Below are 21,266 nucleotides of genomic sequence, written 5' to 3'. Positions count from 1 at the left end.
ATTGTCGCGATAGCATAATGGTAGTGCGCACCGAGCACGAAGGCATCGATCCTTTGTCTCAAAAGCGCTGCGCCTTTGTTGTCACGCCAGTTCAGGGTAAAATAGATTTCTGTTAACCACTGAGGACAGGACGCCGTATGCATTGCCCATTCTGTTTCGCCGTAGACACTAAGGTAATTGACTCTCGTCTTGTAGGCGAGGGCTCCTCAGTACGCCGCCGTCGGCAGTGTCTGGTCTGTAACGAACGTTTCACCACTTTTGAAGTGGCTGAACTTGTCATGCCACGCGTTGTGAAAAGCAACGATGTGCGTGAACCCTTTAATGAAGATAAGCTGCGCAGCGGCATGCTCAGAGCGCTTGAGAAACGTCCGGTCAGCTCAGATGACGTCGAAATGGCGTTGAACCATATCAAATCACAACTGCGTGCGACTGGCGAGCGTGAGGTGCCGAGCAAGATGATCGGCAACCTGGTGATGGAGCAGTTGAAAAAACTCGATAAAGTCGCCTACATCCGCTTTGCCTCGGTTTACCGGAGTTTCGAAGATATCAAAGAATTTGGCGAAGAGATTGCTCGCCTACAGGACTAAGCCATGCAGGATGAATTGTACATGGCGCGCGCGCTGAAGCTTGCTGCGCGCGGACGTTTTACCACTCACCCCAATCCCAACGTGGGCTGCGTGATTGTCAAAGATGGGGAGATCGTCGGTGAAGGGTATCATCACCGCGCGGGTGAACCGCATGCCGAAGTCCACGCTCTGCGCATGGCTGGAGAAAAAGCGCAAGGGGCGACTGCCTATGTAACGCTTGAACCCTGCAGCCATCATGGTCGTACACCCCCGTGCTGCGATGCGCTGATTGCCGCAGGCGTGTCACGTGTGGTTGCAGCGATGCAGGATCCCAATCCGCAGGTAGCAGGTCGTGGTCTCTACCGTTTGCAGCAGGCGGGCATTGACGTCAGTCACGGGCTGATGATGAGCGAGGTTGAGCAGCTTAATAAAGGCTTTCTCAAGCGTATGCGTACGGGATTCCCCTACGTGCAGCTTAAACTTGGTGCGTCGCTTGATGGGCGTACGGCGATGGCCAGTGGTGAAAGCCAGTGGATAACCTCGCCACAGGCGCGTCGCGATGTGCAACGATTACGGGCGCAAAGCCATGCCATCTTAACCAGCAGCGCTACGGTGTTGGCTGACGACCCTCAGCTTACCGTGCGTTGGTCGGAACTTGGGGAGTCAACCCAGGCGAGTTACCCGCAGGAAAATCTGCGCCAGCCTATCCGCATTGTTGTTGATAGCCAGAATCAGGTCACGCCGGAACACCGTATTGTGCAACAGCCTGGAGAAACCTGGATTGCCCGGACAAAAGATGATCCTCGTAGTTGGCCGGAGACGGTGCGCAGCCTGAAGGTGCCGGAACATAACGGGCATCTGGATCTGGTGGTGCTGATGATGCAACTGGGCAAGCAGCAAATTAACAGCATTTGGGTTGAAGCTGGTCCAACGCTTGCGGGCGCGTTATTACAGGCCGGTCTGGTCGATGAGCTAATCGTGTATGTTGCGCCTAAACTGTTAGGCAGCGATGCACGAGGATTATGTGTGCTTCCAGGCCTTGAGAAACTGGCTGACGCCCCCCATTTCAAATTCAACGAAATACGCCATGTAGGTCCGGACCTTTGCCTGCATTTAGTGGGCGCATGATCTCCCGGTTCGAAAGGGAAGCAGCGCACAGATTATTATGATAAAATCCGCCCCCCTGCGGGGTCCAGTGAATCCGAAGGAAGAATATGAACATTATTGAAGCTAACGTTGCTACCCCGGACGCTCGCGTCGCCATCACCATTGCGCGTTTCAACAACTTTATCAATGACAGCCTGCTGGAAGGTGCGATCGACGCCCTGAAACGTATTGGTCAGGTTAAAGATGAAAACATTACCGTCGTTTGGGTTCCGGGCGCGTATGAGCTGCCGCTGGCAGCCTCAGTACTTGCAAAATCCGGTAAATACGACGCGGTGATTGCGTTAGGTACGGTGATTCGTGGTGGTACCGCGCACTTCGAATATGTGGCTGGCGGTGCAAGCAATGGCCTGGCGCATGTCGCTCAGGACAGTGGCATTCCGGTAGCCTTCGGTGTTCTGACCACCGAAAGTATTGAACAAGCCATCGAACGTGCTGGCACTAAAGCTGGCAACAAAGGCGCAGAAGCTGCACTGACTGCACTTGAAATGATTAATGTATTGAAAGCCATCAAGGCCTGATTTTTGTAAGGGGAAATCCGTGAAACCTGCTGCTCGTCGCCGCGCCCGTGAGTGTGCCGTCCAGGCGCTCTACTCCTGGCAGTTGTCCCAGAACGACATCGCTGATGTTGAATACCAGTTCCTGGCGGAACAGGACGTAAAAGATGTCGACGTTCTGTATTTCCGTGAACTGCTGTCCGGGGTGGCGACTAACAGCGCGTACCTGGATGGATTAATGAAGCCTTATCTGTCTCGTCTGTTGGAAGAGCTGGGTCAGGTAGAAAAAGCCGTGCTGCGTATTGCGCTGTTTGAACTGTCTAAACGTAGTGATGTGCCGTACAAAGTGGCCATCAACGAAGCGATTGAACTGGCGAAAACCTTCGGCGCTGAAGACAGCCATAAATTCGTGAACGGCGTACTGGATAAAGCAGCACCTGTGATTCGCCCCAACAAAAAGTAATCCCGAGGCCGGCTGGATGGTGGAACTTGTTTCCGCTGCCCCCGGCTTTTTCTTTTTTTCTGCTGAGGCATAACGTATGGCATGCGGCGAATTTTCCCTGATTGCCCGTTATTTTGACCGCGTAAGAACGTCTCGTCTTGATGTCGAAACCGGTATTGGTGACGATTGCGCACTTCTGAACATCCCTGAAAAACAGACGCTGGCGATCAGCACCGATACGCTGGTGGCAGGCAACCACTTCCTCCCCGACATTGATCCCACCGATCTCGCCTGGAAAGCGCTGGCGGTGAATTTGAGCGATCTGGCGGCGATGGGAGCCGATCCTGCGTGGCTGACGCTGGCGCTCACACTGCCTGACGTCGATGAAGCCTGGCTTGAAGCCTTCAGCGATAGCCTGTTTGAACTCCTCAATTACTATGATATGCAGCTGATAGGTGGTGACACCACGCGTGGGCCATTGTCGATGACGCTGGGTATCCACGGCTACGTCCCTGTTGGACGGGCCTTAAAACGCTCCGGTGCGAAACCGGGGGACTGGATTTATGTGACCGGTACGCCGGGCGACAGCGCGGCCGGGCTGGCGATTTTGCAGGATCGCTTGCAGGTGGCAGATGCAAAAGACGCAGACTATCTGCTTAAACGTCATCTGCGTCCAACACCGCGTATTTTGCAGGGACAAGCCCTGCGCGATCTGGCCAGTGCGGCTATCGATATTTCCGACGGCCTGATTTCCGATCTGGGGCATATCGTCAATGCCTGCGGCTGTGGGGCGCGGGTTAACGTCGATGCGTTGCCATACTCCACGGCATTTGCCCAACACGTTGAGCCGGAACAAGCCCTGCGCTGGGCGCTTTCGGGGGGTGAAGATTATGAGTTATGCTTTACCGTACCGGAAATTAACCGTGGCGCACTGGACGTGGCGCTGGGGAATCTCGGCGCATCGTTTACCTGCATTGGGCAGATGAGCGCGGACGTGGAAGGCATTCACTTTACGCGCGACGGAAAACCCGTCACGTTCGACTGGAAAGGATATGACCATTTTGCCGCGCCTTAAAAAAGATGTCGCCAAAAGCCGCCTGAGTATGCGCAATCCGTGGCACCTGTTGGCCACCGGTTTTGGCAGCGGGCTGAGCCCAATTGTTCCAGGCACGATGGGATCGCTGGCGGCGATCCCTTTTTGGTATTTAATGACGTTTCTGCCGTGGCAGCTGTATTCACTGGTGGTCATGTTGTCTATCTGTATCGGCGTTTATCTGTGCCATCAAACGGCGAAAGATATGGGCGTGCACGATCACGGTAGCATTGTCTGGGACGAGTTTGTCGGGATGTGGATAACCCTGATGGCGCTGCCGACCCACGACTGGCAGTGGGTCGCCGCCGGATTTGTGATTTTCCGTATTCTGGATATGTGGAAGCCGTGGCCGATCCGTTGGTTCGATCGCAACGTGCATGGCGGTACGGGGATCATGATTGATGATATTGTGGCCGGAATACTCTCCGCCGGAATTTTGTATTTTATCGGCCATCACTGGCCGGTAGGTATCATTTAAATGGGCTTGCCGGATGGCAGCGTAAACGCCTTATCCGGCCTGGAAACACGATGGCGGTTTCGTAGGCCCGATAAGCGCAGCGCCATCGGGCAATGCCAGATTATTTAAATCCGACCACCGGATGCTGTTTGTACGGCGTTTCCAGCTCGGCAATCTGCTCTGGCTTCAGCGTCAAATCCACCGCATTAAGTAACTCATCCAACTGTTCCTCGCGTGAAGTGCCGATAATCGGCGCTGCCACCCCCGGTTTGCTCAGCAGCCAGGCCAGCGCAACCTGCGCACGCGTTACGCCTAATTCCTCACTGACACCGGTCAGCCGCGCGGCAATTTGCGCGTCGTTTTCATCGCTGTCACTGTATAAATTTTTACCGACTTCATCAGAAACCAGACGTGCGGTCGTTTCTCCCCAGGGGCGCGTCAGGCGACCACGCGCCAGCGGACTCCAAGGGATCACCGCGACGCCTTCCTGATAGCAAAGCGGCAGCATTTCGCGTTCTTCCTCACGGTAGATCAGGTTGTAGTGATCCTGCATGCTAACGAACTGCGCCCAGCCGTGTTGTTTCTGTAAAGCCAGCGCCTGAGCAAACTGAGACGCGTGCATGGATGAGGCGCCAATATAGCGAGCTTTACCGGCTTTCACTACGTCGTTAAGGGCTTCCAGCGTTTCTTCGATAGGCGTATTGTAATCCCAGCGGTGAATTTGCAGGATGTCCACATAGTCCATACCCAGGCGTCTGAGGCTATCGTCGATTGAGCGCAAGATTTGTGCGCGGGATAATCCTTCCGCTAAATCATCAACCTGGTGAAAAACCTTGGTGGCGACCACGACCTCTTCGCGGCGGGCGAAATCACGCAGCGCGCGGCCGACAATCTCTTCGCTGCTACCAGCGGAGTAGCTGTTGGCGGTATCAAAAAAGTTAATGCCGCCTTCAAGAGCGTGTTTGATTATCGGGCGGCTGCTTTCTTCAGGTAGCGTCCAGGCGTGATTGCCGCGATTGGGCTCGCCAAACGTCATGCAACCCAGGCAAAGGCGGGAGACCCGTAGGTCGGTTTTTCCTAAGGTGTTGTATTTCATTAATCCACTCCTGCTTAGCTCGTGATGAGTTAAGCATAGCAGGAGCGGGGAGGGGATTATGCCAGCCAGGCCTTGATTTTGGCCTCAATTCCGGCGGCATTAAGTCCCAGTTCGGCGCGAGCCTCGTCCTGAGTCCCCTGCGGGATGAAGAAGTCAGGCAGGCCAATGTTCAGCACCGGAACAGGCTTGCGATGGGCCATCAGCACTTCGTTTACGCCGCTACCAGCGCCACCCATAATGGCATTCTCTTCGAGGGTGACCAGCACCTCGTGTTGGGCTGCCATTTCGAGGATCAACGTTTCATCCAACGGTTTCACAAAGCGCATATCAACCAGCGTGGCGTTCAGTGACTCTGCGACCTGAGCGGCTTCCGGCATTAGGGTGCCGAAGTTGAGGATCGCTACTTTCGCACCGTGACGCTTCACGATGCCTTTGCCGATTGGCAGATGTTCCAGCGGCGCCAGCTCAACGCCCACCGCGTTACCGCGCGGATAACGTACGACCGTTGGACCGTCGTTGTAGTGATAGCCGGTGAACAGCATCTGGCGACATTCGTTCTCATCGCTTGGGGTCATAATGACCATTTCCGGGATACAGCGCAGGAAAGAGAGGTCGAACGCCCCTTGGTGGGTTTGTCCATCTGCGCCAACGATACCTGCCCGGTCGACGGCGAACAGGACCGGCAGTTTCTGGATGGCGACATCATGCAGTACCTGATCGTAAGCGCGTTGCAGGAAGGTGGAGTAAATAGCCACGACCGGCTTATAACCGCCAATCGCCAGACCGGCCGCAAACGTCACCGCGTGCTGCTCGGCAATCGCCACATCAAAGTAGCGGTCCGGGAACTTACGTGAGAACTCCACCATACCGGAGCCTTCGCGCATCGCCGGGGTGATCGCCATCAGCTTATTGTCTTTCGCCGCGGTCTCACACAGCCAGTCACCGAAGATCTTTGAATAGCTCGGCAGGCCGCCGCTGCTTTTCGGCAGGCATCCGCTGGATGGATCGAATTTGGGTACCGCGTGGAACGTAATCGGATCTTTTTCCGCAGGCTCGTAGCCACGACCTTTTTTGGTCATGATGTGCAGGAACTGTGGACCTTTGAGATCGCGCATGTTCTTAAGCGTGGTGATAAGCCCCAGCACGTCGTGTCCGTCCACCGGACCAATATAGTTAAAGCCCAGCTCTTCAAACAGCGTACCCGGCACAACCATGCCTTTGATGTGCTCTTCGGTACGTTTGAGCAGTTCTTTAATCGGTGGTACACCGGAGAACACTTTCTTCCCGCCTTCGCGCAGCGAGGAGTAGAGTTTGCCTGAGAGCAGTTGCGCCAGGTGATTGTTCAGCGCGCCGACGTTCTCTGAAATCGACATTTCGTTGTCGTTGAGGATAACCAGCATGTCGGGCTTAATATCACCCGCGTGGTTCATCGCTTCAAATGCCATGCCTGCGGTGATTGCACCGTCCCCAATCACACAAACGGTACGGCGTTCCTTGCCTTCTTTCTCGGCGGCAACCGCAATACCGATACCTGCGCTGATGGAGGTTGAGGAGTGCCCAACGCTCAGTACGTCATATTCGCTCTCACCGCGCCATGGGAATGGATGCAAACCGCCTTTCTGCCGAATGGTGCCGATTTTATCGCGGCGGCCGGTCAGAATTTTGTGCGGGTAAGCCTGATGTCCCACATCCCAGATTAACTGGTCAAACGGGGTGTTGTAGACGTAGTGCAGCGCTACGGTGAGTTCCACCGTGCCCAGACCAGAGGCGAAGTGCCCGCTGGAACGGCTTACGCTGTCGAGCAAATAGCGGCGCAGTTCGTCGCAAAGCTTTGGCAGGCTCTCTTTTGGCAGCAGGCGTAACTCCTGAGTGGAGTCGACCAGCGCCAGGGTCGGGTATTTGGCTATATCAAAACTCATCGCAAGCTCATGGGATATGTTGGTTTATTTATCACGCTGGATTATGTAGTCCGCTAGCGCTTCCAGTGCCGAGGTATCGAGTGACTGTGCGGCCAGCAAACTTAGCGACTGGCGGGCATCCTCAATTAAATCCCGGGCTTTATTCTGGGCTTGCTCAAGACCCAGAAGTGCAGGATAGGTACTTTTGCCAAGCTGCTGGTCAGCACCCTGACGTTTACCCAATGTTGCAGTATCGCCTACCACATCCAGGATGTCATCCTGAACCTGGAAGGCCAGACCGATGCTTTCTGCGTACTTGTCGAGTATTGCCAGGCATTCTCGCCCTTTATCGCCTGCGCTTAACGCACCCAGACGCACGGCGGCGCGAATCAATGCCCCGGTTTTATGGCGGTGAATACGCTCCAGCGCATCCAATTCTACCTGATGGCCTTCAGCGTCCAGATCCAACGCCTGACCGCCGCACATACCGGCGATACCGCTGGCCTGGGCCAGTTCAGAGATCATCGCGATGCGGTCACGATCAGAAACTTCCGGCATCGGGGCGTCGCTGATAATGGAGAACGCCAGCGTCTGTAGCGCATCTCCGGCCAGGATCGCATTCGCCTCGCCAAATTTTACGTGGCAGGTCGGCAGACCGCGGCGCAGGTCATCGTCGTCCATCGCGGGTAAGTCATCGTGCATCAGCGAATAGGCATGGATACACTCGACGGCGGCAGCGGGAGCATCAAGCGTACTCAGGCTGACGCCAAACATCTGACCGGTCGCATACACCAGAAACGGGCGCAGACGTTTACCGCCTAATAATGCGCCATATTGCATGGTTTCGACCACGGGAGTGTTCTGAAAGGGCAATGGCGCGATAAAACGGCTCAGTGCCTGGTTGGCCTGCTCAACGCAAGCCTGTAGCTGCTGCGTAAAATCCATTTACTCATTATCCGGTGTGAAAGGCGTAAGGGCGGCGTCTTCAGTATCTGACAGCAGGATTTGTACGCGCTGTTCAGCCTGTTGCAACTTGACCTGTCCCTGACGTGCTAACTGTACGCCACGTTCAAATTCGTTCAGCGCTTCTTCCAGCGGCAGGTCGCCGCTTTCCAGACGGGTAACAATCTGTTCCAGGTCGCTCAGCGCTGTTTCAAAACTGGCTGGCGCTTCATTTTTCTTCGGCATAATGAATGTCTGACTCTCTGTATTGGCAGCACAAGGCTATGGTAACGGACTCGCACTGATAAGCAAATAACGCACAATGGTAAGGCGATGTGCACAGGATGACCATGATGGTGGTATACTTGCGCGCCTGGATGCAGCCGCAGGGTATGGGCTGCTGTATTTTTTTCCATTACAAGTCATTCAGACTTGCCAAAGAACCATTGCCGCCATGAAGTTTATCATTAAATTGTTCCCAGAAATCACCATCAAAAGCCAATCTGTGCGTTTGCGCTTTATAAAAATTCTGACAGGGAACATTCGTAACGTTTTAAAGCACTATGATGAAGACCTTGCCGTTGTCCGCCACTGGGATCACGTTGAGGTTCGCGCTAAAGATGAAAGCCAGCGCCTGGATATTCGCGACGCGCTGACCCGTATTCCGGGGATCCACCATATTCTCGAAGTTGAAGACGTGCCGTTTACCGATATGCACGATATTTTCGAGAAAGCGCTGGTGCAGTATCGCGATCAACTGGAAGGCAAAACCTTCTGCGTACGCGTTAAGCGTCGCGGTAAGCATGAGTTTAGCTCTATTGAGGTGGAACGCTATGTTGGCGGTGGACTGAACCAGCATATTGAATCCGCGCGCGTGAAGCTGACGAAGCCGGACGTGACGGTTAATCTTGAAATCGAAAACGACCGTCTGCTGCTGGTTAAAGGCCGCTATGAAGGTATTGGCGGTTTCCCGATCGGGACGCAGGAAGATGTACTGTCGCTGATTTCCGGTGGTTTCGACTCCGGCGTGTCCAGCTATATGCTGATGCGTCGCGGTTGCCGTGTGCACTACTGCTTCTTTAATCTCGGCGGCGCAGCGCATGAAATCGGCGTTCGTCAGGTGGCGCATTATCTGTGGAACCGCTTTGGTAGCTCGCATCGCGTGCGTTTTGTCGCGATCAACTTTGAGCCGGTGGTTGGCGAGATCCTGGAGAAAGTCGACGACGGTCAGATGGGCGTGGTCCTTAAACGTATGATGGTTCGTGCAGCGTCGAAAGTCGCTGAGCGCTACGGCGTACAGGCGCTGGTAACCGGTGAAGCGCTGGGCCAGGTGTCCAGCCAGACGCTGACCAACCTGCGCCTGATCGATAACGTTTCTGACACCCTGATCCTGCGCCCGCTTATCTCCCATGATAAGGAGCACATCATTAATCTGGCGCGTGAAATTGGTACTGAGGACTTTGCCCGTACCATGCCGGAATACTGCGGTGTGATTTCAAAAAGCCCGACGGTGAAAGCGATTAAAGCGAAGATTGAGGCCGAAGAAGAAAACTTCGATTTCTCTATCCTCGATAAAGTGGTTGAAGAAGCGAACAATATCGATATTCGTGATATCGCCCAGCAGACGCAGCAGACCGTGGTGGAAGTGGAAACCGTGAGCGGCTTCGGCCCGAACGATGTGATTCTGGATATCCGCTCTGTGGATGAACAGGATGACAAACCGCTGAAGGTTGACGGTGTGGACGTCGTTTCTCTGCCGTTCTACAAACTGAGCACCAAATTCGGCGATCTGGACCAGAGTAAAACCTGGCTGCTGTGGTGTGAACGCGGGGTGATGAGCCGTCTGCAGGCGCTGTATCTGCGCGAGCAGGGCTTTGAAAACGTGAAGGTATATCGCCCGTAGTGACTTTTGCCTGAGGGTGCTGCGCTTATCAGGCCTGCAAGCGGTATGTTTTGTAGGCCTGATAAATTGTTTACGCTGCCATCCGGCAATATAACAATATTATTCAAAACGGATGGGGAGCTTTTTCCCGTTCGACTCCCAGACACCCTGATAGACGCCGTCTTTTAACTCCAGCGTTATCTTCTCTTCCGATTGTTCAGCGGCAGAGGTCTTCAGTACATAATGTTGATTGTCGGCTGTGTCGCATTTACCGTTTAATTCAATCGGTGCGCCAAATTTCTGGTAAAAGTAAGCCCCTTCAAAAAAATCACCGTATTTGCAGTCGACCTTCAACACAATACGCATGCTTTTTCCCAACGTGCCGTACATGACCTTGCCGTCAATGCCGGGCGCTGGCGAAACCGGTGTAGATCTCTTTGCGGCAGTCAGATACTGGCCGTAAGGCGTGAGCTGATTATGCAGTTCAACGGTCGGGATTTTCGTGGTGAAATCGCCCAGTTCGTCACCCGCGCGATTGGCGTGGTTGCTACAACGTCCGTTCAGGAAAGCCAGATGGTCTTTTTGCAGGGAGAATTTGTCGATGTAGTACAGACCGTCGGTGTAGGTTGCACACGATGCGTAGAATTCGGCAAAGCCAGAATCTCCACCGTCTTCTTTTATTTGCTCCGGCTTTTGTGATTTCTGTGCGGCAACAAAGGTATCAATTTGGCTGCGGATATCTTTTCTGATACGGGTGTTTAATTCGGTCATCGTGGAGCGGGAAAAGAGGTCGTTAAGGGTAATTGTCGCGCCGTTGGCTAAATCGAAGCTGATCGGTACATTGTACGACTCGCAATACGCCCCGCAGCCTTCGACAAACATGTTGAGGGTCAACACTTTGGCGTCGCGATACTCAACCGTGTAGTCAAGGTTTGCGGTGGGATTCATCTCTGATTTCGCAAACTGATTCACGGTCGCTCGTGGATTATTTCCCGGTAGCTGATTGATAAAGCTTGTGAAAATATAATCGTTAATGCGTTTTGCAACCTGTGGGTTATCCGTTGAGGTAAACCACGGCACGCGATATTGCATCTCAGTGCTTGCGGGATAGCGATACTCAAGGCTCTCAATTTCAAGTTGAGTCGCACTGGCGTAGCCGGAAAGGAGCAGTAAAGCCACTCCGCTCAGATATCCTTTCATCATAATTCCTTGAATGCGAGTGGCCTGAAGATTACTCGTAGTAGTTATAAATTCCCGCTGCCATCACCAGTTGTGATGCCACTTCGTAAGCTTTTTCGCGACTCACCAGGAGATCAATGATTTTTAAACCGAAATCGATTGAGGTTCCCGGTCCCTGGCTGGTTAACAGATTGACGCGCGGATCCCATACGACGCGCTTATCCTGCCACTGGTCAGTGGGAATATTGTCTTTCAGCGCCGGAAAACCGGTCATGTTACCGATGGGAAAAATATCGTGTGGGACGAGGACTGTGGCGGCAGCGGCGCAAATTGCCGCGACAATGCGCCCGGAGCGATGAAACTGTTTCACGGTTTCGACAAGCAGAGGGCTGTCGCGAAAACACTCGGCGCCTTTAATACCGCCGGGCAGCACGATAATGTCGAAATCCCCGTCAGCAACTTCCACTAATGGTGCATCCGCCAGTAGTTTTACTCCGCGTGAGCACACGATCGTCAGGCCGCCATCGCTGGCAACGCTTGCGGTCGTGACCTTAATTCCGCCGCGAACCAGCAGATCGATAGTGGTGACCGCTTCGGTCTCTTCACTACCAGGGGCGAGACATACCAGTGCTTGAGCGCTCATACTCACTTTCCTTTCTCTTAACCATTTCAAACAGGCGGGCATTTTCCGGTACGGCGATGCCGTGCGCGCGGGCGCGTTTTAACAAATAACCAGTAATGTAGTCGATCTCAGTATGGCGCAGGGCATGTATGTCTTGCAGCATTGATGAGATATTTTCCGCCGTACTGTCAATCACTTGCTCAACATAATAGCGTAAATCATCTGCTGATGTGTGGTGGCCTTCGCGTTCAATGACCGCCGCCACCTCCTCGCAGATGAGCGCTATTTTTTCAGGATGATGGCGTAACTCTCCATTCGAGCAATCCCATAATGCGGTCAGCGGGTTAATGACGCAGTTGACGGCCAGCTTGCGCCACAACTCAGCGCGAATATTGTTGTGCCAGGCGACGTCCGGCAGCACCTCTTGCAGGACTTCAGCCAGATAACTGAAATCACCGTCTTGTTCACGCGCCGGACCAATCCTTGTTGTTCCCTGAGCGACATGAATGATCACGTTCCCGTCACGGCGTGCCGCGTGGGTTGTGGTGCCCATCAATAGAGGTTGCTTAATGTTATGCAACTCTTCAATCGTCCCCATACCGTTGTGAATCAGCAGAATGGGAGTGGTGTCAGGCAGAATGGCGGCCAGGCCTTTGACCGCATCAGAAACCTGCCAGGCTTTCAGAGTGACAAGCAGCAGGTCGCTTTTCGCCAAAAAATCGGGGTCGTTTGCCGTCAGGGATTCATTGAATACTGACCCATCCGTGTCGATCAGGTTAACGCTGCAATAGGGTTGCGGTACGCGTAGCCACCCCTGAACCTCATGTCCATGTTTGCACAGCGTGGTTAGCCAAAGCTGTCCTAACGCTCCACATCCCAGTACGGTAATTTTCATTCTTCCTCCTCACCTGCAACATCACCAGGTGTTAATCCATATCGGCCGTACCCCATTATTGTTCGCAGGTATCAGTACCACGTACAATTAAAGGATACAGCCTAGTATAGCGCTGTCTGTTGTGTAACTTTGCAGGTATTATGCTTCGCATCAAAAATGAAGGGAGAGGAAAAGATGCCATCTTTCGATATTGTTTCTGAAGTTGATCTTCAGGAAGCCCGTAACGCGGTAGATAACGCCAGCCGTGAAGTGGAGTCACGCTTTGATTTTCGTGGCGTTGAAGCGACTTTTGAGCTGAACGAGTCGAATAAGACGATTAAGGTGCTAAGCGAGTCTGATTTCCAGGTCAATCAGTTGCTGGATATTTTACGTGCCAAGCTGCTGAAACGTGGTATTGAAGGCACTTCGTTGGACGTACCAGAAACCTTCGTGCATAGCGGTAAAACCTGGTTTGTTGAAGCTAAGCTGAAACAGGGCATTGAAAGCGCGGTGCAAAAGAAAATCGTTAAGCTGATCAAAGACAGCAAACTGAAGGTGCAGGCGCAGATTCAGGGCGAAGAAATCCGCGTGACCGGCAAGGCGCGTGACGATCTGCAATCCGTTATGGCGCTGGTTCGCGGCGGCGATCTCGGCCAGCCGTTCCAGTTTAAGAACTTCCGCGATTAAGTCGTAATGCCTGATGGCGCTACGCTTATCCGGCCTACAGGTTGCACACGCTATTTGTAGGCTGGATCAAACGATAGTCGCCATCTGGCACTCTTCACGCCTGGCTGATGGCCTGTTCAACCTCAAATCGATTCGTCACTTTGCTGTCGATTTTCACGTAAGCCGAATGCTCTTTCGCAACAATTAACACTTCGCTTATCCCTTCTTTAGCCAGCAGACGCTGCTTAAGGGTGTCATCTGCGGCAATCTCAGGTGGGATTTCCACTCGCAGGCTACTGACATACGGCGGCTCTTTCATTGTGCTTGCCACCAACAACCAAACTGCCGCCAGAAGCGCGCCGGCCAGGAATACCGCCTGACCATCAAACATTTCGACCACCCAACCGCCGAACGAACCGCCAATCGCCACGCCAAGAAACTGGCTGGTGGAGTAAACGCCCATCGCCGTGCCTTTATAGCCAGCCGGAGACTCTTTGCTGATAAGCGAGGGGAGGAGGGCCTCCATCAGGTTGAAGGCGAGGAAGAATATCTGAACGCCCGCAATCAGCCCCCAAAAACGCACGTTAGCGCTCCACAATACAATCTCTGCGATAAGGATCAGTAACACGCAGGCGAGGAATACGCGCTTCATCCGCCGCTTCACTTCTGCGTAGATGATGAACGGCACCACGGAAACAAAGGACAGCAGCATCGTCACCAGATAAATTTTCCAGTGTTCTGCGGCGGGGAAACCGGCTTTCGCCAGTTGGCCCGGTAAGGCGACGAAAGTGGACATCAACAAAATGTGCAGACACATGATGCCAAAGTTGAGCTTGAGCAGTTTGGGCTCCGCCAGCACTTTGCTGAAGCTGCCTTTTACCATGCCAGATTCGCGGTTCAGCACGTGGCTGGTGCTATTGGGAACGACCCAAATGGTTAGCACGATGCCGGTGGTTGCAAGAGCTGCAATCATCCAGAACAGCGCGTGTAGCCCCAGCGCATGGGTAACGATCGGTCCTAGCACCATCGCAATGGCGAAGGTGATACCAAAGCTGACGCCGATAAACGCCATCGCTTTGGTACGGTTTTGCTCACGGGTTAAGTCGGAAAGCAGCGCCATCACGGCGGCGGCAATCGCGCCAGAGCCTTGCAAAGCGCGACCGAGAATAATGCCCCAGATTGAATCGGAGAGGGCGGCAATCACGCTGCCGAGAACGAACACCGCCAGCCCGCCGACGATAAGCGGCTTACGACCGATGCGGTCAGAAAGCAGACCAAAGGGGATCTGTAAAACGGCTTGCGCCAGACCATAAATGCCAATGGCAAGGCCAATTAGCGCTTCACTGGCACCCTGTAGCGCCATACCGTACGTGGTCAGAACCGGCAGAACCATAAACATGCCAAGCATGCGCAACGAGAATACGGTCCCTAAACCCCAGGTGGCGCGCAACTCACCGGGCGTCATTTTGTAATCGTTCATTCCCACCTCTGTATTAATTTCGCGCCTAGTGTAAAGCGGGGAAGGAGTGCGGTAAACCTCTACGATATGTGGAATTGTGTAGTGGGAAAATTGAAATAATTACAACTGCGACTAATTTACTTGCGATAATTACAGGTGTAGTCTTTTTGTGGTTATTTCTAATGGAAAGAGGGAAAAGGAAAATGGCGATTCCGGGCAATATGTGGATTTATGACGATGGTGGTGCGCTGATTAAGGGTGGGTGTGATGTAAAGGGAAGAGAATACAGTATTGAATTTAAAGGCTTTCATCACAATTTGTCTATTCCCACTGATAACGGTACAGGCAAGCCAACAGGCACACGCCAACATTCACCGATGATGATCGTCAAAGAGTTTGACTACTCTAGCCCGTATTTATACAAAGCTGTCGCTTCTGGTCAGAATCTTAAGTCCGCAGAGATTCGTTGGTACAAAATCAATGATGCCGGTCAGGAAGTTGAATACTTCAATATGTTTCTGGAAGGGGTGCGGATTGTCTCCGTTTCTCCCTCGATGGCTGGTCCAGAGGACATGAATAATAACCATCTTGAAACCATAGAATTACGCTACGAAAAAATCACCTGGAAGCATTGCGACGGGAACATTATCTATACCGACGCATGGAATGACCGGCAGACGGCATAATGGGGGATTGAATGGACACAACTGAAGAGGCGAATGGAACCTATTGGTATCATGGTCACAGCAATCTGTCCGCTGGCGAATTGTTCGATCTCATCTTTCTGGAACAGTTTTGTGATGAGTTAGGTATTGGTATTGAATCGGGAGCCGCTATTCTGGCTGGTCAACCCTGGTTAAAGACGAGACAAAAACCTTCCGGGGCTATTGAAGGAACAAGTGTTGTTTCCAAATACGGGAGAATGCTTCTGAAAGATGCGCGGGTACCATTTGGTATTAAAGTCCCCACTCCGGTGGGGTTAAGGATACAAAGCACTAACAAACTCGCTGCTGTGATTGCTCGTTATGTACCCTGGCTTGGGTGGATTGGTCTTGTAAATGCACTTGTGCAAGTATCCAGAAAGACTCAGATAAAATACAACTTAATTGCTCGCTCTAAAGATCGCATTCAGTGGACATCATTCTAATGAGTATTCAAGACGATGTGTTAAAGCTTTTCAGGGAAGAAATACCTGGGTATTTGGATGAAAACTGGAAAGAGGTTCCTTTAGAACTCGACTCAGATTTGTTTGATGCCCCCGGTGATGATCTTCACAGTGCTCTGGATCGATATGAGAAAGAGTTCAAAGTCGATTTATCATGTGTGAACTGGAAACCTTATTATCCATGGCACAATCTGCCACTATTCACTAGATGGTTCAAAGCTAACCGGGAAGAAGTGGAAGCAACACGCATACCGCTAACCGTAAGGATGTTTGCTGAGTCGGCTGAAGCGGGGAAATGGCTTTATGACTGAATAACATCCCTGCCAATAAAAAAGGGTGCCGGAGGCACCCTTTTCGTATCAGCAGATCGTTACCAGACGTAAGTCAGCAGGTTCTGCGAGTTTGGCACCATAAAGTCAACGGACATCATCACGGAAAGCGCGGTAATGGCGATGATGGAGAAACCGAACAGCTTGCGTGCCCAGACCCTGTCATCTTCCACTTTATAACCGCGCAGCGCCATGCCCAACCACCAGACACTCACCGCCGCAGCAACAATCAGGTATTTATAACCAGCATAGCCGCCCAGGGTTAGCATCAGCGTGGCGATAGCAAACGCCACGATGTACAGCGTGATATGGTTCTTCGCGACCGAAATACCTTTCACCACCGGCAGTACCGGGATGTTGGCTGCCTGATAATCCTTAAAGCGGAAAATCGCAATCGCGTAAGAGTGCGGCATCTGCCACAGACTGAAAATAGCCAGCAGAATCAGCGCACCGCTATCGAACTCACCGGTTACGGCGCAGTAGCCAATCACCGGCGGCGCAGCACCGGAGAGTGAGCCAATCAGCGTGCCATAAACGGAATGGCGCTTCATGTACAGGCTATAGACGCCCACATAGACCACGAAGCCCATTACCCCCAGCCAGCAGGCCAGAGGGTTCGCGCCAAACCACAGCAGCATAAAGCCAGCAATACCCAGCAGGGTGGCGTATACCAGCGAGACCGCAGGGGAAATCAGACCTTTAACCAGCACACGGTTTTTGGTCCTCTCCATCTTCCTGTCGATATCCCTGTCGATGTAGTTGTTAAATACACAACCCGACGCCACAACCAGTGACACCCCAACCAACGTGTAGATAAACAGGGGATAATCAATGCTGCCTTTCGAGGCCAGCAGGAATCCCCCAATCACCGAGATCAGGTTGCCAAAGATGATGCCTGGTTTTGTTACTTGCAGGTATTGCTTAAACATCATAATCGCCGCTCTTAGTGCATCATCATGTTGTAGTTAAGGTTCCACATAATCCAGATGGAGCCCACAACCAGGATGGCGATGATTAGCACAGTAAAGACAAAGGCTGTCATGTTCCAACCTTCATCAGATTTGCTATTCATGTGCAGGAAGCACACCAGGTGCACCAGAATCTGTACCACTGCCATTGCCAGAATAGTTCCCAGAATGACGGCAGGAGAGGCAGAACCTGTCATGACCATCCAGAACGGAATAACCGTCAGGATTATCGACAGGATAAAACCTGTCATGTAGGTTTTTACGCTGCCATGGGATGCGCCGCCGCTCTCGTTAGAATGACTCATTACATCGCCCCCATCAGATAAACAACAGTGAACACACAGATCCACACCACATCCAGGAAGTGCCAGAACAGGCTCAGGCACATGATGCGGGTACGGTTAGTACTGGTCAGGCCGCGGCGAGCAACTTGCACCATCAGCACCGCCATCCAGATAAGACCGGAGGTGACGTGCAGACCGTGCGTGCCGACCAGCGCGAAGAACGCAGACAGGAAGCCGCTGCGATCCGGGCCCATACCGTTAACAATCAGGTGATGGAATTCATAGAGTTCCATCCCGATGAATCCGGCACCGAACAAGAAGGTCAACGCCAGCCAGGAGATAACCTGGCTCTTGTTGTTCTTGTACATGGCGATCGCCGCCATGCCGTAAGTAATAGAGCTGAATAACAGCAGGAATGTTTCAACCAGAACGAACGGCAGTTCAAAAATGTCCTTACCTGTTGGGCCACCTGCTGTGCCGTTCACCAGAACGGCATAGGTTGCAAACAGAATAGAGAACAGAATGCAGTCGCTCATCAGGTAGACCCAGAATCCGAAGATCTTGGTCTGGCCTGCATCGTGGTGCCCGTGTTCGTGCGCGTGGGCAGTCGCGTGCGTTAAAGTATCAGTTGCCATTTTTCAGCCCTGCCTTAGTAATCTCATCGAAATGCTGGTTTTCCAGTTTTTCGACTTCCGGGACCGGCACGTAGTAATCCACGTCTTCATCAAAGCTTTTCACAATCCAGCTGATGATCATGCCTGCGAAGCTTGCAATCGCCAGCCACCAGATATGCCAGATCATGGCGAAACCAAACAGTGTTGCGAAGGCGGTAATGACGATACCGGCACCGCTGTTTTTCGGCATATGAATTTCTTCATAGTGCGCAGGCTGCTTGTACGCTTCACCTTTTTCTTTCATTTCCCAGAAGGCATCACGCTCATGAACGTGCGGCACAACGGCAAAGTTGTAGAACGGAGGCGGGGAAGAGGTTGCCCACTCCAGCGTACGACCACCCCATGGGTCACCGGTCAGGTCGCGGTTCTGCTCGCGGTCGCGAATAGAAACGAAGATCTGAATCAGCTGGCACAGGATACCCAATGCAATCAGCGCGGCACCGCAGGCGGCAACGACCAGCATCGGATGGAACTGCGGGTCAATCTGCTGGCTGAGGCGACGGGTCATCCCCATAAAGCCCAGCACATACAGCGGCATAAACGCCACGAAGAAGCCGATGATCCAGAACCAGAATGCGCGTTTACCCCAGGTTTCGTTCAGCGTGAAGCCAAACGCTTTTGGCCACCAGTAGGTCATACCTGCGAAGCATCCAAATACGACGCCGCCGATGATAACGTTATGGAAGTGCGCAATCAGGAACAGACTGTTGTGCAGCACGAAGTCCGCACCCGGAACCGCCAGCAGTACGCCGGTCATGCCGCCGACTGAGAAGGTAACGATAAAGCCAATCGTCCACAGCATCGCTGAGTGGAATACGATACGACCCTGGTACATGGTGAACAGCCAGTTGAAGATCTTCACCCCGGTCGGGATGGCGATAATCATGGTGGTAATACCGAAGAAGGCGTTTACGTTAGCGCCTGCACCCATGGTGAAGAAGTGGTGCAGCCAAACAACGAACGACAGAACGGTGATACACACGGTTGCCCACACCAGTGAGGTGTAACCAAACAGACGTTTACGTGAGAAGGTTGCAGCGATTTCGGAGAACACACCGAAGACCGGCAGAACCAGAATGTACACTTCCGGATGGCCCCAGGCCCAAATCAGGTTGATGTACATCATCATGTTGCCGCCCATATCGTTGGTAAAGAAATGGGTGCCCAGATAGCGATCCAGGGTCAGCAACGCGACGGTAACCGTCAGGATTGGGAAAGACGCGATAATCAGGATGTTCGCACACAGCGATGCCCAGCTAAATACCGGCATCTTGAACATGGTCATTCCTGGCGCACGCATCTTAATGATGGTCACAAAGAAGTTGATCCCGGTTAGGGTTGTACCAATACCGGACAACTGGACTGCCCATATCCAATAATCGACCCCGACGCTTGGACTGTACTCTATTCCCGAGAGTGGCGGGTACGCCAGCCAACCGGTCTGTGCGAATTCACCCACGCCCAGAGACAGGTTAACCAGGATTACGCCGACAACGGTGAACCAGAAGCTCAGGTTGTTCAGGAACGGGAATGCAACGTCACGTGCGCCGATCTGCAGCGGAACCACCAGGTTCATCAGACCGATAACAAATGGCATTGCCACGAAGAAGATCATAATCACGCCGTGAGCCGTGAAGATCTGGTCGTAGTGGTGAGGTGGCAGGAAGCCCGCTTCACCTGCAGAAGCCAGCGCTTGCTGACTACGCATCATGATGGCGTCGGCAAAGCCACGAATCAACATGACGATTGCGACAATGACATACATGATGCCAAGGCGTTTGTGGTCAACCGAAGTTAGCCACTCTTTCCACAGGTAGGTCCACTTACCGAAGTAAGTGATTAGGCCCAGTAAGGCCGCACCACCGATGATAATGGCAGCGATCGTAACCATGACAATTGGTTCATGGAACGGCACTGCATCCAGCGTCAATTTTCCGAACATCGTATTCTTCCTCGGCCCCTTAGTGAGCGGATTCCGCGTGGCTCATGTCCATGCCTTCCATTCCTTCGTGTGCGCTGTGCTCACCTTCGGGTTGGGTCATGTCCATGCTCTTACCGTGAGCCATAAATTTGTTAATAACGTCTTTAAACAAATCTGGTTTCACGTTGGAGAAGTATTCCACCTGGTTGTATTCGCTTGGCACAGCCACTTTTTCGAACGCAGCCATGTCGCTCATGGTGTTCGTGGACTGTTTAGCTTTAGCAACCCATTGGTCGAATTCGGCGCGGTCCTTTGTTGCGATAGCCTTGAACTTCATACCGGAGAAGCCTGGTCCGCTATAGCTTGCGGAGATACCATCATAAGTACCGACTTCGTTGGCGATCAGATGCAGTCGAGTCTGCATACCGGCCATGGCATAAATCTGGCTACCCAGACGCGGGATAAAGAAGGAGTTCATCACGGAGTTGGACGTCACTTTGAACTCAACCGGAGTATTCGCCGGGAAGGCGATTTCATTCACGGTAGCGATACCTTGTTCCGGATAGATGAAGAACCATTTCCAGTCCATGGAAACCACTTCAATGGTAATGGGCTTCTCGTCATGCGCCAGCGGTTTGCTTGGCTCAAGAGCGTGAGTGGTTTTCCAGGTCAGTACGGCAAGGAAAATGATGATTAAGATCGGTACCGTCCAGACCACAGCTTCCACTTTATTGGAGTGTGACCAGTTCGGGCTGTACTTCGCATCTTTATTGCTTGCACGATACTTCCAGGCGAAACCAACAGCCATCAAGATGGCAGGAATAACGACAATCAACATCAGGCCAAATGCCGTCAGTATCAGAGAACGTTGTTCCAGTCCAATCTGTCCTTTAGGGTCAAGCAGCGCAGAATTACAGCCACTGAGTAATGCAGTGCCTGCAATTAATGACAACCATCCCAAACTTTTATTGTATTTCCTGAGTCTCATTTAACGACCTCAATTCCACGGGACCGGGTGGCGTTTAAAGTGTGAGGGCATTTTACGGGAAGGTTACATTACTGTAAACATCCTTGGATCTGTGTTACTG

General features: G+C 52.6%; 24 protein-coding genes. 11 read left to right on the top strand and 13 right to left on the bottom strand.

Annotated features, from left to right (window positions below; translation table 11 throughout):
* Nucleotides 1–137 precede the first annotated feature (137 nt).
* From nrdR to pgpA, 6 genes are all read left to right on the top strand, one after another.
* On the top strand, nt 138–587 hold the full coding sequence (gene nrdR / locus HV037_RS18340; protein WP_016152032.1) for a transcriptional regulator NrdR: 450 nt from the start codon (nt 138–140) through the stop codon (nt 585–587).
* Between the two features lie 3 nt (nt 588–590).
* The gene (gene ribD / locus HV037_RS18335) at nt 591–1,694 is read left to right on the top strand and encodes a bifunctional diaminohydroxyphosphoribosylaminopyrimidine deaminase/5-amino-6-(5-phosphoribosylamino)uracil reductase RibD (RefSeq protein WP_016152033.1); all 1,104 of its coding nucleotides are present in this window, start codon (nt 591–593) and stop codon (nt 1,692–1,694) included.
* A gap of 86 nt (nt 1,695–1,780) precedes the next feature.
* Complete coding sequence (gene ribE, locus HV037_RS18330) at nt 1,781–2,251, top strand: 6,7-dimethyl-8-ribityllumazine synthase (RefSeq protein WP_016152034.1); 471 nt, start codon at nt 1,781–1,783, stop codon at nt 2,249–2,251.
* A 19-nt stretch (nt 2,252–2,270) separates the two neighbouring features.
* Nucleotides 2,271–2,690, top strand: coding sequence for a transcription antitermination factor NusB (gene nusB / locus HV037_RS18325; RefSeq protein WP_000801129.1), 420 nt, complete (start codon nt 2,271–2,273; stop codon nt 2,688–2,690).
* Between the two features lie 76 nt (nt 2,691–2,766).
* Nucleotides 2,767–3,744, top strand: a complete 978-nt coding sequence (thiL, locus tag HV037_RS18320) for a thiamine-phosphate kinase (protein ID WP_075846808.1) — start codon at nt 2,767–2,769, stop codon at nt 3,742–3,744.
* Complete coding sequence (gene pgpA / locus HV037_RS18315; protein WP_016152036.1) at nt 3,722–4,240, top strand: phosphatidylglycerophosphatase A; 519 nt, start codon at nt 3,722–3,724, stop codon at nt 4,238–4,240. The genes thiL and pgpA overlap by 23 nt, the downstream gene beginning before the upstream one ends.
* A gap of 100 nt (nt 4,241–4,340) precedes the next feature.
* On the opposite strand, the gene yajO is transcribed toward pgpA, so the two are convergent.
* Genes yajO through xseB form a run of 4 tightly spaced genes read right to left on the bottom strand, consistent with a single transcriptional unit; the run spans nt 4,341 to nt 8,401 of the window.
* Nucleotides 4,341–5,315, bottom strand: a complete 975-nt coding sequence (yajO, locus tag HV037_RS18310; RefSeq protein ID WP_049270173.1) for a 1-deoxyxylulose-5-phosphate synthase YajO — start codon at nt 5,313–5,315, stop codon at nt 4,341–4,343.
* 56 nt (nt 5,316–5,371) lie between these two features.
* Nucleotides 5,372–7,234 (bottom strand): 1-deoxy-D-xylulose-5-phosphate synthase, encoded by a 1,863-nt coding sequence (dxs, locus tag HV037_RS18305; protein WP_019076160.1) that lies wholly within the window; start codon nt 7,232–7,234, stop codon nt 5,372–5,374.
* Nucleotides 7,235–7,258: 24 nt separating this feature from the next.
* Nucleotides 7,259–8,158, bottom strand: coding sequence for a (2E,6E)-farnesyl diphosphate synthase (gene ispA / locus HV037_RS18300; RefSeq protein WP_016152039.1), 900 nt, complete (start codon nt 8,156–8,158; stop codon nt 7,259–7,261).
* Nucleotides 8,159–8,401, bottom strand: coding sequence for an exodeoxyribonuclease VII small subunit (xseB, locus tag HV037_RS18295; RefSeq protein WP_016152040.1), 243 nt, complete (start codon nt 8,399–8,401; stop codon nt 8,159–8,161).
* Between the two features lie 208 nt (nt 8,402–8,609).
* On the opposite strand from xseB, the gene thiI reads away from it, so the two are divergent.
* On the top strand, nt 8,610–10,058 hold the full coding sequence (gene thiI / locus HV037_RS18290) for a tRNA uracil 4-sulfurtransferase ThiI (RefSeq protein ID WP_005125147.1): 1,449 nt from the start codon (nt 8,610–8,612) through the stop codon (nt 10,056–10,058).
* 99 nt (nt 10,059–10,157) lie between these two features.
* Here thiI and HV037_RS18285 read toward each other — a convergent pair whose 3' ends face one another.
* From HV037_RS18285 to panE, 3 genes are read right to left on the bottom strand one after another with little or no spacing between them, the layout of a single operon-like run.
* The gene (locus tag HV037_RS18285; RefSeq protein WP_046276092.1) at nt 10,158–11,237 is read right to left on the bottom strand and encodes a hypothetical protein; all 1,080 of its coding nucleotides are present in this window, start codon (nt 11,235–11,237) and stop codon (nt 10,158–10,160) included.
* Between the two features lie 31 nt (nt 11,238–11,268).
* A complete protein-coding gene (yajL, locus tag HV037_RS18280; RefSeq protein WP_016152043.1) occupies nt 11,269–11,859 on the bottom strand; it encodes a protein deglycase YajL in 591 nt (196 codons plus the stop codon).
* On the bottom strand, nt 11,822–12,733 hold the full coding sequence (gene panE / locus HV037_RS18275) for a 2-dehydropantoate 2-reductase (RefSeq protein WP_016155860.1): 912 nt from the start codon (nt 12,731–12,733) through the stop codon (nt 11,822–11,824). Before panE ends, yajL begins: the two co-directional genes overlap by 38 nt.
* Before the next feature lie 174 nt (nt 12,734–12,907).
* Between panE and HV037_RS18270 the strand changes: the two genes are divergently transcribed.
* The gene (locus HV037_RS18270; RefSeq protein ID WP_003831002.1) at nt 12,908–13,399 is read left to right on the top strand and encodes a YajQ family cyclic di-GMP-binding protein; all 492 of its coding nucleotides are present in this window, start codon (nt 12,908–12,910) and stop codon (nt 13,397–13,399) included.
* Between the two features lie 94 nt (nt 13,400–13,493).
* Here the strand turns inward: HV037_RS18270 and HV037_RS18265 are convergent, their stop codons facing one another.
* Nucleotides 13,494–14,858, bottom strand: a complete 1,365-nt coding sequence (locus HV037_RS18265) for an MFS transporter (protein ID WP_103283541.1) — start codon at nt 14,856–14,858, stop codon at nt 13,494–13,496.
* Nucleotides 14,859–15,040: 182 nt separating this feature from the next.
* On the opposite strand from HV037_RS18265, the gene tssD reads away from it, so the two are divergent.
* Genes tssD through HV037_RS18250 form a run of 3 tightly spaced genes read left to right on the top strand, consistent with a single transcriptional unit; the run spans nt 15,041 to nt 16,313 of the window.
* Complete coding sequence (gene tssD, locus HV037_RS18260) at nt 15,041–15,523, top strand: type VI secretion system tube protein TssD (protein ID WP_016155861.1); 483 nt, start codon at nt 15,041–15,043, stop codon at nt 15,521–15,523.
* 11 nt (nt 15,524–15,534) lie between these two features.
* Nucleotides 15,535–15,984, top strand: a complete 450-nt coding sequence (locus HV037_RS18255; RefSeq protein WP_047357696.1) for an STM2901 family protein — start codon at nt 15,535–15,537, stop codon at nt 15,982–15,984.
* Nucleotides 15,984–16,313, top strand: a complete 330-nt coding sequence (locus HV037_RS18250; RefSeq protein ID WP_047357697.1) for a DUF1493 family protein — start codon at nt 15,984–15,986, stop codon at nt 16,311–16,313. The genes HV037_RS18255 and HV037_RS18250 overlap by 1 nt, the downstream gene beginning before the upstream one ends.
* A 59-nt stretch (nt 16,314–16,372) precedes the next feature.
* Here the strand turns inward: HV037_RS18250 and cyoE are convergent, their stop codons facing one another.
* The 5 genes from cyoE to cyoA are packed head-to-tail and all read right to left on the bottom strand — an operon-like array spanning nt 16,373 to nt 21,166.
* Nucleotides 16,373–17,263: a heme o synthase gene (gene cyoE / locus HV037_RS18245; protein WP_003831005.1), complete on the bottom strand. Its 891-nt coding sequence runs from the start codon at nt 17,261–17,263 to the stop codon at nt 16,373–16,375.
* An 11-nt stretch (nt 17,264–17,274) separates the two neighbouring features.
* Complete coding sequence (locus HV037_RS18240) at nt 17,275–17,604, bottom strand: cytochrome o ubiquinol oxidase subunit IV (RefSeq protein WP_003831006.1); 330 nt, start codon at nt 17,602–17,604, stop codon at nt 17,275–17,277.
* Nucleotides 17,604–18,218 carry a cytochrome o ubiquinol oxidase subunit III gene (locus tag HV037_RS18235; protein WP_003831007.1) on the bottom strand — a complete coding sequence of 205 codons (615 nt, stop codon included), beginning with the start codon at nt 18,216–18,218 and terminating at the stop codon, nt 17,604–17,606. The genes HV037_RS18240 and HV037_RS18235 overlap by 1 nt, the downstream gene beginning before the upstream one ends.
* The gene (gene cyoB, locus HV037_RS18230; protein WP_003831008.1) at nt 18,208–20,199 is read right to left on the bottom strand and encodes a cytochrome o ubiquinol oxidase subunit I; all 1,992 of its coding nucleotides are present in this window, start codon (nt 20,197–20,199) and stop codon (nt 18,208–18,210) included. The genes HV037_RS18235 and cyoB overlap by 11 nt, the downstream gene beginning before the upstream one ends.
* 19 nt (nt 20,200–20,218) lie before the next feature.
* Nucleotides 20,219–21,166 carry a cytochrome o ubiquinol oxidase subunit II gene (gene cyoA, locus HV037_RS18225; protein WP_003847580.1) on the bottom strand — a complete coding sequence of 316 codons (948 nt, stop codon included), beginning with the start codon at nt 21,164–21,166 and terminating at the stop codon, nt 20,219–20,221.
* Nucleotides 21,167–21,266: the final 100 nt, after the last annotated feature.

It is taken from the genome of Citrobacter sp. RHBSTW-00017 (assembly GCF_013797615.1).
Taxonomy (GTDB): domain Bacteria; phylum Pseudomonadota; class Gammaproteobacteria; order Enterobacterales; family Enterobacteriaceae; genus Citrobacter; species Citrobacter braakii.
Note: the sequence above shows the minus strand (reverse complement) of the source record. Positions and strands in the feature narration are given on the sequence as shown.